The organism is Synergistaceae bacterium DZ-S4 (assembly GCA_025943965.1).
Classification (GTDB): Bacteria; Synergistota; Synergistia; order Synergistales; family Synergistaceae; genus Caenicola; species Caenicola nitritireducens.
The window spans coordinates 13,694-26,082 of record JAPCWD010000013.1 but is presented as its reverse complement, the minus strand read 5'-3'; the positions used below and the strand labels follow the sequence as shown (position 1 = coordinate 26,082).

The window sequence follows — 12,389 nt, the reverse complement described above, 5'->3', positions numbered from 1 at the left end:
TGATATGAAATTGAAAAGTTATCTGATACTGGCGGCAGTTGTCATCGCAGTGTTCTCATCGGCTTCGCTCTCCTTTGCCTCAGATGCGGCCGCTGACGGAGGTCCTGCCTTTCAGACACTCGAGAGGATAGAGACGATAGTCTATGGTTCACCGCAGGGCGGCGGTCTTCTTTCAAGGCTAAGCGCAGCGGAAAAGGATGTTTTCGGGAGGGAACTTCCGGGCAGCCTTACTGAAAGGCAGACCGCGATGCTTGATTTCCTTGAGAAGGGGACCACCACTCAGCCTTCGCTCCTTTTCAAGCTTTCCGTCGCGGAGTGGGCGGTAGCTCAGGAAATACATCCCGGATGGGCCCTTGCGCGCAGGATCGACACCATTGAAGCTGTCGTCGAAGGAACGGTACAGGGCGGCCCGTACGCCGCGAGAACAGAGAGGCTTATAACAAAACTTCTCCCTGAAGGTGTCCTGTCCACACCGGTCGAGATACCTGCCTCGACTGTCGTAAAGACATCACTTTCTCAGACGCTTACCGTGAAAAATGTAAAGGTCGATGACAAGGTCGTTCTGAAGCTCATCGAAGAGATCGTCGTAAACCAGAACCTTGTGGCTCCCAGAGGAAGCAGAGTTTTTGCCCACATTACCAAGGTCAAGCCTCCGCGCAGCTTCGGAAGGCCCTCTGAGATCGAAATGGCCTTCGATGCGCTTGAAGTGATCGGTCCCAACTCAGTTACAGTTGCAATGGGAGAGGCCGCGAAAAAAGCCATGGAAGCCGATGCAGCGACTGTGGGAGCGGTAGGCGCGAGTTTCGCGGGCGCGGTACTTCTTGGCCCTCTCGGACTGGCCGGCGGCTTCCTCGTCCGGGGCTCTGACAACCAGCTGAAAGAGGGCACGCTCTTCTATGTTGAGACCACTGCAGCAACTACGGTCCCCGGATACAAGATCCCAAGCCAGATATCGTCAATGGCCGTCTCGGGTGATGTCACTTCTCCGCAGGGTGCCGGGTCACAGATCAATCCGTAATATATTGATCGGAATGACATTGATTTGTCAGTGAAAAACATTTTCCGCAAAAAGGCATACACGATAGCAGCGTTGTTTTGTATCGCTGTAGTGTCAGCCTTTTTATGGAGGGACCTAAATCTGTCAAATAGGGCCGCAGACATCCCCCTGCCCGACATAATAGTGGAAAATATCGAGATAGAGAGGGAGATAAACGGAGCGCAGTGGAAACTCATATCTCCGAGGGTGGAGCACAGGGACGGGCTCTTTTACGGAGAGTCTCTTGACATTACGATTACCGAAAGCGGCGACAAGGTCACAAGGATCAGCGCCGATAAGGGCGTATTCACAAGAGCCAACAACGATATTGAAATGACGAGCGCGGATGCCGAGATGACAGAGAAAGACAAGGTATACGACCTCAGGGCGGGCAGGGTCGAATTCAAAGCTGCAAAGGAACTCTGGAGTTTTTTCAAAGGCGTGATGCTTACTGACGGCAAGATCACGGTCGAAGGCAAAGAGGGCACCTATGATGCCAGAAGCGGAGAATGCACAGTAACAGGCGGAGGAGTCGTAACGTGGAAAGAATAAAAAAAACGTACAGGTACGGACCATTACGGGTCATTTCGCTTGCACTCATCCTTGCATGTACATTTTTTCTTACGCCCCTTTATGCCGAAGATGACCGCGACGAGGTGCATATTGACGCAGACAGCGTGGTCTACCAGGAGAACACGGGGATAGCCACGGCAGACGGGAATGTCAAGGTGCGCAGCAAGACGATGAGGCTCTTTGCTCCGCATGTCGAATACAACAGCAACAGCCAGCTAGTAGAGGCTTCTTCCGACGAGAGGGGAAAGGTCGACCTTTTCTCGGGGCCGGACAGGCTTACAGGTGAACATCTGACTTACAGCCTTGAGACGAGAAGGGGAGTCCTGACCGATGCCTCGGGCAAGATGGAAGCCCTCTTCATGCAGGGAAACGATGTACGTGTCATGCCCATGGAGGATGCGGTAAAGTTCGGAGTCCTGAAGTCACGGCCCAAAAAGAAGAAGACTGACGCGGAAGACGAGCAGATCACCGAATGGCTGAACGTCACAACGACCACATGTGACTTTGAGAAGCCCCACTACAGGCTCAAATCTAAAAAAGTCGTCATAATACCAAACAAAAAAATGATAATAAGACGCCCAAGGGTGTACATAGGCGAGAAATGTATCTTCACATATCCCTTTGACTACGTCGCAAGGCTTGGGCCGAGGGAGCAGAGCCTCCTTCCCTATTTTGCTTATGATTCCAACAAAGGCATGGGCGGAGGGCTTAAAGGATATGTGGATCTCGGGACAGTCGGAGAACTGAACGTCAATGCGATATACTGGTCGGACAACATGTGGGAGGCCAGGCTACATTTCAGGAGGGAGATCCTTCAGGACCTTTCGGTCTTTATGGAGTCGAACCGCCTATATGACTCTGATTCTAAAGAGATCATGTGGCGTCCTAAGTGGGGGCTTGAGTACAACGCGCCGAACGGATGGAGGGCCGTACTCTACCAGGCCCAGAGGGAACTGATAGAGACTGAAATGAGGCCTGGGCAGGAACAGCGCTTTAACGTATGGACCGACCCTGAATTCGGCATATATTCTCCCTGGTACGGTGATGCTTCAGATTGGGGGAGGATAAGGTTCTTCGGGATCTACGGGCGTTATCAGGACAACCTTGCTACCGTACAGCCGTGGAGGGAGAGGATACTTTTCGGGACTGAGATGACAGGCTCTCCCGATGTGGGGGACTTCTTCTTCAAGCCCTTCTACGGAGCCAGATATGTCTACCACACGTACGAGGGAGGAGACCAGACCCAGGATATCATCGACCGCTGGCTGGGCGTCAGGTGGAAAATCGGCGATTTCAGCTTCAGTTCAATGTACTTCAGGAGGTGGGCCGACGGATCATCACCCCTTGCGTGGGACAGGTATGCAGACAACGAGAACTTTTACCAGACCGTCTCCTTCCCCCTTCCGTTCGGGGCTTCCTGGGAAAAGTGGACCTTCTCTGTAACTGCTGCCTATGACAATATTTCGCGGGAGATAGCCTCCATGCGTTACTCCTTAAACTACAACAAGCACTGCACCACGTGGCACCTATGGATAAGGGACAACAAGGCGGGAGACGAACTGACGGCGGGGATATTCTTCTACATCAACGCTTATCCGGAATATAAAATTGGTGTAGAATCTGAGACGAATTCAGAGGCCACCAAAAAGAGTTTCTAAAGAGGGTTTGATCGATATGAAAATTGTTGTAGCATACGGCGGAACAAGTCCCGAGCGGGAAGTGTCACTGAACTCGGGCAAGGCGGTTTGCGAGGCCCTTTCTGAGAGAGGGCACTCTGTGGTATTGGAAGATGTCCACTCACCAAGGGCATTTGTGGAGAAATGGCACAGCTTCGGAGCTGACGGTGTTTTTATCGCCCTTCACGGGGACTGGGGGGAGGACGGCCGTTTCCAGACATGCCTTGACGCATACGGCATTCCTTACACCGGTTCAGGCCCTGAGGCATGCATGTTTGCAATGGACAAGACTGTAGCTAAGCTCCTCTTTTCCATAAATGGCATCCCGCTGGCTGATGGGACTGTTATACACAAAGGGGAGTATCCGGGTCCACGAGAGAGAGATATGCTCTCAAAGTACGGCGCCCTGATAGTCAAGCCGAACAGCGGCGGAAGCACTGTAGGGGTCACGAAGGCGGAGACGTTTGAAGAACTCAGGGCAGGGATAGATTCATGCTGGAGTGCTTACGGATCGGAGGACAAAGCCCTGGTGGAAGAGTACATCCCGGGCAGGGAGATCACTGTCCCCGTATGGGAGAGGGAAGCCGGCGAAGTCATTGCACTCCCCGCGATAGACATCAGGCCCAAAGTTGGTTTTTATGATTACAGAAACAAATATACCAGCGGCTGCACCGAGTACATCTGCCCCGCGCAATTTCCGGCGGAACTCTCGCAGAAAATAGGGGAGCTTGCGGTCCTTGCCCACAAGAGCCTTGGCTGCAGGTCATACAGCAGGGTAGACCTCAGGGTCACTGAAGAGGGGAAGCCCTATGTGCTCGAAGTCAACACCGCCCCGGGGATGACGGCAACAAGCCTTGTCCCGAAGTCAGCAAGGGCCTATGGCCTCGGGTTCGGCGAATTCCTTGAGAGCGTCATCAGGGTCTCTTTCGGCGTAAAGAGAAGGTTTTAAGCATCAGGCCCAATGGGCCTACCGGCCCCTGTAAAAGGATCGGAGCCGCGGAAAAAGAAAAAAGATCAGGCTTACTTAAGCCTGATCTTCATTATTTTAAGATGTCTTATTCCCCTTGGAGTCCTGACCATCACTTCATCGTCGGCTTTTTTGCCCGTTATGGCCATTCCGACCGGACTTGCCGCGGAGATCCTGTTTTCCTTAATGTCAGCTTCCTCGGTGCCTACAAGGGTATAGATGTAGGTTTTTTTAAGATCCAGATCCTTGAGCGTTACCGTCGTGCCCAGGCTGACTGAGCTTGTGTCGACGTCCTCTGCGTCTACGACCTTAGCCTTACTGAGCTGGTAATCAAGCCAAAGGACCCTGTTCTCAAGCTTTTCCTGCTCTTCCTTAGCCGCGTGATACTCAGCGTTCTCACTTAGGTCGCCGAACCCTCTCGCTTCCTGAAGCTTTGCGGCTATCTCTGCCCTGCCGTCTCCCCGCAGTGCCACTAGTTCCGCTTTCAGTTTGTCATATCCTTCGCGTGTCATTATTACTTTGTCGTCATATGCCTTTGTTGCTGCCATGTGACCAAACACCACCTAAGTCGAAATACTCCTGTGCGGAGAGCATTTTAGCAGAAAGAGTTATAAATATCAAATAGATGTTATAAGAGAATCTATTGCCGGTGCCGTACGGCGGCATCCCTTGCCCATGACCTTTCCGACCACAGCCTTTCCGCGACCGGGGCCCACTCTTCGGAACGCTCCCTGCATTTGGAAGTGAGGTTTCTTACCTCTTCCGGCCTGTCAATATATGTGGAACGGGCTCCTGACTCCTCGACCATCGAAGCCAGATTGTCCGGCTGATCCAGCAGAGGACAGGGACGCAGGAGGTTTTCACAGAAAGGCTGCCTGGTCCTGTACTGCATGAAGAGAGGCGATCTGTAAGCGTCAAGCAGGCTTTTGTTTCTGATGTTGGAGTCGGAATAGTGTATGAACGCGCATGGTTCGATGTCGCCGTTTGCGTTTATATGGAGATATCTTCTCCCCCCGGCAATGCATCCCCTGACGTATTCGCCGTCATTCCAGAAATCCATCGTAAAGATCGGCTTGGTTCTTCTGAAAGAACGTATTTGCCTGTACATGAATTCACGCTGCTCCGCGCTTACCATAAGGTCTTTCACAGCGTTTTCGCCTATTGGGATATAAGTGAAGAGCCATGCGAACTTAGCGCCCATCTCTACCATGTGATCGAAGAACTCTTCGCTGCCTAACGAAGAGATGTTCCTGCTCGTATAACAGCATGATATGCCAAACGGAAGTTTTTTCTCCTTAAAGATCTTCATGGCATTTTCGACAGATCTGTATGTGCCGGACCCCCTGCGGAAGTCGGTCTCCTCTTCGAAGCCCTCGATGCTCAGCGCAGGAACGAAGTTCTTTGTCTCAAGCATTTTGTCAGCGAAGGAGCTGTCGATAAGGGTGGCGTTTGTGAACGCCATGAAGAGGCAGTCATCATGTTTTTTGCATAGATAGAGTATGTCATCTTTTCTTAGGAGAGGCTCGCCTCCGCTGAAAAGATAGGTATATGTGCCAAGCTCTTTACCTTCCCTGACTATCCTGTCAAGGATCTTCCTCTCCAGCTGCATGGAGCTTCCGTAATCCGCCGCCCAGCATCCTTTGCAGCGGAGGTTGCAGGCGCTCGTGGGATCCATAAGTATTGCCCATGGTACGTTGCAGTCGTACTTTGCCTCGTTTTCCGCACGCCTGTTGAAGCCGGTTATTGCCGAGTTCAATATGAAGTTGGTGAAGAGTTTCTTTCTTACATCGGGGTCTATGTCCGAATAGAGGCTTTTGATGAATTTGAACCAGATGTTCTGAGGGTCTGAGGCAATTCTTTCCAGTGCAGGATAGGCTGCCGAATAAATTCCTTTTCTGTCAAACAGCTTTACCCAGTTCACAGCTTTGGGTATATTTTTTTCAGGATCGTTTTCGAGGTACGAGAGGGCGGCCTTAACGCCCATTTTTTCTGCGTATTGCTTCATGTTAAATGCCATAGTGCTCACTCCTTTGTATCTGCGCAAAGCCCCGTATATGCCATGCAGACCCCAACCGGATAAGAACTCGGACACCGTCATGCTGACCATAATTTTAAATCTCGTCAATTTATAAGTCAAATCATGTATAATAGGACATCAGCTATAGATCTCACTGATACTGGCTTGACAATTATAATAAGTAGATGTATAAACGCACACGAAAATCTTTATTTTTGCAAGGCGATGACAGGGATAGTAAGGGACAAGCACCATCACAGAGAGGGGATCCCGGTTTTTCCGGCGCTGAAAGATCCCGGATGTTCTTACCCCGAATACCACCCTTGAGCCGGTGCCGAAGCTGAAACAGATAAGGCATCAGGGTGCGCCCTGGACAGCGCGTATGAGGGCTTTTCCCGGATGGGAAGGCTGAATCGGAGTGGAATCGCGGATCATACCGCCTCCTGTAGAAGTACAGGGGCGGTATTTTTTTAAGGAGGAATCAAAATGGGAGTTATCGAAAAATACGCAGAACTTCTTCCTGTAACGGATAAGACCCCCCGGATAACACTGGGGGAGGGCAGCACTCCGCTTGTCCATCTCGACAGGATAAGCAGAGAGATGGATATTGATCTGTGGGGCAAGCTTGAAGGCTGCAATCCCTCGGGCTCATTCAAAGACAGAGGAATGGTCATGGCGGTGGCAAAAGCACTGGAGTCAGGCGCCAAAGCGCTGGTATGCGCATCTACCGGCAACACATCCGCTTCTGCGGCAGCTTACGCTGCTGCTGCGCAGATCCCGTGCTTCGTCCTCCTTCCCGCCGGAAAGGTCGCCCTTGGCAAGCTTGCACAGGCACTGATGTACGGAGCCAAAGTAATAGCTGTGAAAGGAAACTTTGACAGGGCGCTTGAAATGGCCAGGGAAGCCGCCGATACAAAAGGATTCGCAATAGTGAATTCCGTCAATCCATACAGGCTATGGGGACAGAGGAGCGGGGCGTGGGAAGTCTGTGACGTTCTTGGATCTGCTCCGGACTGGCACGCCATCCCTGTCGGCAACGCGGGGAACATCAGCGCTTACTGGGCAGGCTACAGACAGTATGAAGAGATGGGTAAGATAAAGGCACTGCCCAGGATGATGGGTTTCCAGGCTGCGGGCGCCGCGCCTCTGGTCACAGGAGAGCCCTGTCCCATGCCGGAAACACTGGCCACGGCCATCAGGATAGGAAATCCTGTGAGCGCGCACCTTGCCAAAGATGCGGTAAGGGGATCGGGAGGAGAGTTTAACTCCGTCACAGACGAAGAGATACTCTCTGCACAGTATTACCTTTCATCAAAAGGCGGCATCTTCGCGGAACCCGCATCATGCGCGCCTCTCGCCGGACTTCTTAAGCTAAAGAGGCAGGGACGCCTGCCTAAGGACATAAAGGTCGTCATGGTCCTTACCGGCAACGGGCTCAAAGATCCCGATACAGCGATGTCTCAGGTCGGAAGGCCCATAGAGATCGGAGATTCTCTTGATGAACTCCTGGAGGTGATGAAAGGTTGATCCCACTCATCACCCTGAGGGTACCCGCCACAAGCGCAAACCTGGGATCGGGTTTTGACACGATAGGCATGGCGGTCTCCCTTTACAACATATTTAAAGTGATGGAACTCCTGCCCGAAAATGAGTACAGGATCGAGGCTCACGGCGAAGGAGCCAGAGAGCTCTCCGACCCTTCAGCCAACCTTGTGGTCAGGGCATACGAAGAGGCCTGCAAAAGATGGGGTGTGAAAGGCCCCGGATTATCGCTCTGGTGTCATAACATCATCCCCCTTTGCCGCGGCCTCGGAAGCTCTGCCGGTGCGGTCGTGGCCGGTGTGCTTATAGCAAAGCACCTGACGTGCCATGATGCGGGCGAGGAAGAGCTTCTCAGGACTATGACGATGATAGAGGGGCATCCGGATAATGTAGCGCCATGTTTTCTGGGAGGCATGGTGGTAAGCTGCTGGGACGGAGATGATCTGAGGTATGTCAGGCTCCCCGCTCTTCCTCCGGAAGTTCTCTGCGTTGTCGCAGTTCCCGACGAGAGGGTGAAGACATCCGATGCAAGAAAGGCCCTTCCCAAACAGGTTCCCTTCGAAGACGCCGTATTCAATCTCGGAAGGGCGGCCCTGCTTACCGCTGCGTGGGCAACAGGCAAATGGGAATACCTCAAATGGGGCATGGATGACAGGCTCCATCAGCAGTACAGAAGCAAGCTGTTCAGCGGCGGAGAGGTCATCTTCTCACGGGTACGCGATCTGCCGGAATGTCTGAGTGTCGCGATAAGCGGTTCGGGCCCGTCCGTAATAGCGCTGGTCAACGGCCCAACTCAAAGGGTCGCCGAGGCGATGTGCAAGACGTTTACGGAGCACGGGGTAAGGTCACAGTTCTTTGTGCTTGACAGCAGCGCGCACGGGCCGCAGGTGGCGGTAGACATGGGGCTTAAGGATGCGGTCAGCGAAGTATGGAGGCGCAAATAATGAATTACGCGGAACTCCCTCTGACTGTACTTAAATTCGGCGGGACCTCCGTAGCGGGACCCGAAAGGATGAGGCATGTCGCCCAGATAGTGAAAAAAGTCCGCGACAGCGGGTACAGGGTAGCCGTAGTCGTATCCGCAATGGGCAACATGACTGACGACCTTCTGGCTCTCGCGAAAGACGTCGCTAACACAAACAACGGGCGTGAGATGGACCAGCTCCTGGCCACGGGAGAGCAGCAGAGCGTGGCTCTGCTTGCCCTCGCACTGCAGAAGTTTGGGCTCGCGGCGCAGTCGTTCACCGCGCTTCAGGCGGGTATAAAAGCTGAGGGCTTCCCGATGGAGGGCAGGATATACAGCATCGAGCCCAAGAACGTCGAAAGAGCGCTCAACGAGGGTATAGTGGCAGTCATCACAGGTTTCCAGGCCATTACAGACAGCGGGGACGTCATAACCCTCGGAAGGGGGGGCTCTGACCTGTCAGCAGTAGCGATAGCCGGAGCTCTCGGTGCCGAATCCTGCCAGCTGCTAAAGGATGTCAGGGGCATTATGACGGGAGATCCAAGAGTGGTCAAAAAACCCGTAAAGATCGACAGGATTGGTTTTGAAGAGTGCATGGAGATGGCTGTTCAGGGGGCGAACGTCCTTCAGGCGCGAAGCGTTGAAATGGCGGCCCGTTATAACATCCCGCTCTATGTGGGTTCAAGTTTTTCAGAAGAGGAGGGTACCTGGGTGATGAGCAATCCGGTAACAGAAGGTCTTATAATAAAAGCTGTGGTGCACGATTCAGAGGTGGCAAAGGTGGTCCTGCTGGGAGTCCCGGATATCCCAGGCGTGGCCGCGCGCCTTTTCAGCAGCCTGGCCAAAAACGGTGTGGGCGCTGAAATGATAATCCAGAACAACATGAGGGGCGGAGTAAACGACATCGGTTTTCTCGTCAAAAAGGCAAACCTTGAGACCGCCATACAGGTATCGCGTGAAATATGCAGGGAGATCGAGGCGCAGGGGGTCTCCTTTGACACCGAGATAGCGAGGGTGACGATCGTTGGCGCGGGGATAGCAAACCATCCCGAGATCCCTTCGAAGATGTTCACGATCCTGGCAGAAGAGGGGATCAACATAGAGATGATCGCTTCCACGGCCCTGGCGCTTACATGCATAGTGGGCTCCAACAGGGCGAAGGACGCCGTCAAGGCCCTCCATGAACACTTTATCGAGGAGGCGTCATTCTAAATGGAGAAAATGAGATCCGTAGCGATCCTAGGAGCAACGGGGCTTGTCGGCAGGGAGATGATCAAGACCCTTGAAGAGAGGGACTATCCTGTTTCGAGGCTTATTCCGCTGGCATCGCCGAGATCTGCCGGTACGAAGGCAGTTTTCAGGGGGGAAGAGATAACTGTCGAGGCAGTCTCTGAAAATTCTTTCAGAAATGTTGACATAGCGCTCTTTTCCGCCGGCGGATCGACCTCACGTAAGTGGGCTCCTGCAGCAGCCGATTCGGGCTCCGTGGTCATAGACAACAGCTCCGCCTGGAGGATGGATCCAAAAGTCCCTCTAGTGGTTCCTGAGGTAAACCCCGGGGACGTCTTGGAACACAGGGGGATAATAGCCAACCCCAACTGTTCGACGATACAGGCAGTCGTGGCACTATGGCCACTTCATAAAGAGGCCGGCCTCAGATATGTAAATATCAGCACCTACCAGTCTGTCGCGGGCACCGGCATGAAGGCCGTACAGACCCTCAGGGACCAGTCTGAGGCCGTCCTTCGGGGTGAGAGCGCGCCGGACGACGGAGTCTATCCTCATCAGATAGCCTTCAACCTCCTGCCTCACATAGGGGCATTTGATGATGAGGGAATATCGGAAGAAGAATGGAAGATGGTCAACGAATCGCGCAAGATAATGCACCTGTCCGGACTGAAAGTCAGTGGAATAACGGTAAGAGTTCCAATATTCCGTTGCCATGGGGAGAGCATCACCGCCCAGTTCGAGAAGGAGCTTTCGCCCTGCAGGGCCAGGGAGGTCCTCCGCTCCGCGCCGGGAGTGGCAGTGGAAGACGATCCCCAAAACGCGCTCTATCCCATGCCCGTAAGCGGCGCAGGTAAAGATGCGGTCTATGTGGGAAGGATAAGGAGAGACACAGGACTCGACAACGCGGTCTCAATGTGGGTCGTATCCGACAACCTCCGCAAGGGGGCTGCGCTCAACGCCGTGCAGATAGCGGAACTGCTGTAGCATACCCGGAACTTAAAGCAGGACGAATACAGACAGGTCCTTCTTCGCTCAGGAAGAGGGCCTCTTTTTTCTGCTTATTTCTTTTTGCTGTCTCCGGATAGCGTCTTGTCTGAAGAAGTAGTAATATTAAAAAGGGAAGCTGTTTCATTAAAGAAAGGATGAATATTATCATGGACTACGCATTAGAATCCTTAAAGCTTCATGAAAAGTGGAAAGGAAAGATCGAGGTAATTTCTACAGTTCCTGTAAAAACGAAGGAAGATCTATCCCTTGCCTACACGCCTGGGGTCGCGCAGCCGTGTCTCGAGATCCAGAAGGACATAAGTAAAAGTTATGAATTGACAAGGCGTCATAACCTCTGCCTGGTCGTAACTGACGGAACAGCAGTCCTCGGCCTGGGAGACATCGGTCCCGAAGCTGGAATGCCGGTAATGGAGGGCAAATGTGTCCTTTTCAAATCGTTTGGTGATGTAGATGCCTTTCCCCTCTGTATCAGAAGCAAAGACGTCGATGAGATCGTTGATACTATTGCGCTCATCTCAGGAAGTTTCGGCGGCGTCAACCTCGAAGATATATCGGCACCGCGCTGTTTTGAAATAGAAAAAAAACTCAAAGAGAGATGCGACATCCCGATATTCCATGATGACCAGCACGGGACAGCGGTGATCACACTCGCCGGACTGGTCAATGCCCTTAAAGTGGTCGGGAAAAAGAAGGAGAACGTCAAAATAGTGGTCAACGGTGCCGGAGCGGCGAGCATCTCAATTACCAGGCTCCTTTTAAGCGACGGTTTTCCTGACATAACTTTGTGTGACCGCGCGGGGATCATTTACGAAGGCAGAGCAAACGGCATGAACTGGATAAAAAATGAAATGGCCCAAAAAACCAACAGGTCCGGGAAAAAGGGGACTTTGGCGGATGCTATGACAGGGGCTGATATTTTTATCGGTGTCTCGGCTCCCGGGACAGTTACACAAGAAATGGTCCGGTCAATGTCCGACAAGGCGATCGTTTTTGCCTGCGCCAATCCTACTCCGGAAATTTTCCCGGATGAGGCAAGAGAAGCTGGTGCCGCAGTGATAGCAACAGGAAGAAGCGATTTTCCAAACCAGATAAACAACGTTTTGGCCTTTCCCGGGATATTCAGGGGGACATTCGACGTACGGGCCGGCGACATAAATGACGCTATGAAGATAGCGGCTTCAAGAGCCCTCGCAGGTCTTATCCCGGACGAAGAACTCTCAGCCGATTACATCATCCCGGCTGCTTTTGACCCGAGAGTCGGCAAGGCTGTCGCAGTGGCAGTGGCACAGGCTGCAAGGGAAAGCGGCGTCGCAAGGATATAAATATATTTTTGTCCGAAGCGGTTGGACAATGGCGGTTGGACAACGATAGATAAT

The 12,389-nt window shown here is 52.7% G+C and carries 11 protein-coding genes; 9 read left to right on the top strand and 2 right to left on the bottom strand.

The annotated features are described in order from the left end of the window. Positions 1-4: 4 nt before the first annotated feature. From OLM33_08475 to OLM33_08460, 4 genes are read left to right on the top strand one after another with little or no spacing between them, the layout of a single operon-like run. Positions 5-1,018: a hypothetical protein gene (locus tag OLM33_08475; GenBank protein MCW1713690.1), complete on the top strand. Its 1,014-nt coding sequence runs from the start codon at positions 5-7 to the stop codon at positions 1,016-1,018. A 30-nt stretch (positions 1,019-1,048) separates the two neighbouring features. After that, positions 1,049-1,588, top strand: coding sequence for an LPS export ABC transporter periplasmic protein LptC (locus OLM33_08470; GenBank protein MCW1713689.1), 540 nt, complete (start codon positions 1,049-1,051; stop codon positions 1,586-1,588). Continuing rightward, complete coding sequence (locus OLM33_08465) at positions 1,576-3,267, top strand: hypothetical protein (GenBank protein MCW1713688.1); 1,692 nt, start codon at positions 1,576-1,578, stop codon at positions 3,265-3,267. The genes OLM33_08470 and OLM33_08465 overlap by 13 nt, the downstream gene beginning before the upstream one ends. A 16-nt stretch (positions 3,268-3,283) precedes the next feature. Then, complete coding sequence (locus OLM33_08460) at positions 3,284-4,234, top strand: D-alanine--D-alanine ligase (GenBank protein ID MCW1713687.1); 951 nt, start codon at positions 3,284-3,286, stop codon at positions 4,232-4,234. Positions 4,235-4,305: 71 nt separating this feature from the next. Here the strand turns inward: OLM33_08460 and greA are convergent, their stop codons facing one another. Continuing rightward, positions 4,306-4,800, bottom strand: a complete 495-nt coding sequence (greA, locus tag OLM33_08455; GenBank protein MCW1713686.1) for a transcription elongation factor GreA — start codon at positions 4,798-4,800, stop codon at positions 4,306-4,308. 92 nt (positions 4,801-4,892) lie between these two features. Then, positions 4,893-6,269 (bottom strand): radical SAM protein, encoded by a 1,377-nt coding sequence (locus OLM33_08450; protein MCW1713685.1) that lies wholly within the window; start codon positions 6,267-6,269, stop codon positions 4,893-4,895. A gap of 486 nt (positions 6,270-6,755) precedes the next feature. Between OLM33_08450 and thrC the strand changes: the two genes are divergently transcribed. The 5 genes from thrC (at position 6,756) to OLM33_08425 (ending at position 12,335) form a co-directional block, all read left to right on the top strand. After that, complete coding sequence (gene thrC, locus OLM33_08445; protein ID MCW1713684.1) at positions 6,756-7,796, top strand: threonine synthase; 1,041 nt, start codon at positions 6,756-6,758, stop codon at positions 7,794-7,796. Further along, complete coding sequence (thrB, locus tag OLM33_08440; protein ID MCW1713683.1) at positions 7,793-8,755, top strand: homoserine kinase; 963 nt, start codon at positions 7,793-7,795, stop codon at positions 8,753-8,755. Before thrC ends, thrB begins: the two co-directional genes overlap by 4 nt. Then, positions 8,755-9,987 carry an aspartate kinase gene (locus OLM33_08435; GenBank protein ID MCW1713682.1) on the top strand — a complete coding sequence of 411 codons (1,233 nt, stop codon included), beginning with the start codon at positions 8,755-8,757 and terminating at the stop codon, positions 9,985-9,987. Before thrB ends, OLM33_08435 begins: the two co-directional genes overlap by 1 nt. Before the next feature lie 9 nt (positions 9,988-9,996). Then, positions 9,997-10,989, top strand: coding sequence for an aspartate-semialdehyde dehydrogenase (locus OLM33_08430; protein ID MCW1713681.1), 993 nt, complete (start codon positions 9,997-9,999; stop codon positions 10,987-10,989). A 170-nt stretch (positions 10,990-11,159) separates the two neighbouring features. Next, the gene (locus OLM33_08425) at positions 11,160-12,335 is read left to right on the top strand and encodes an NAD-dependent malic enzyme (GenBank protein MCW1713680.1); all 1,176 of its coding nucleotides are present in this window, start codon (positions 11,160-11,162) and stop codon (positions 12,333-12,335) included. The last annotated feature ends 54 nt before the right edge of the window (positions 12,336-12,389 follow it).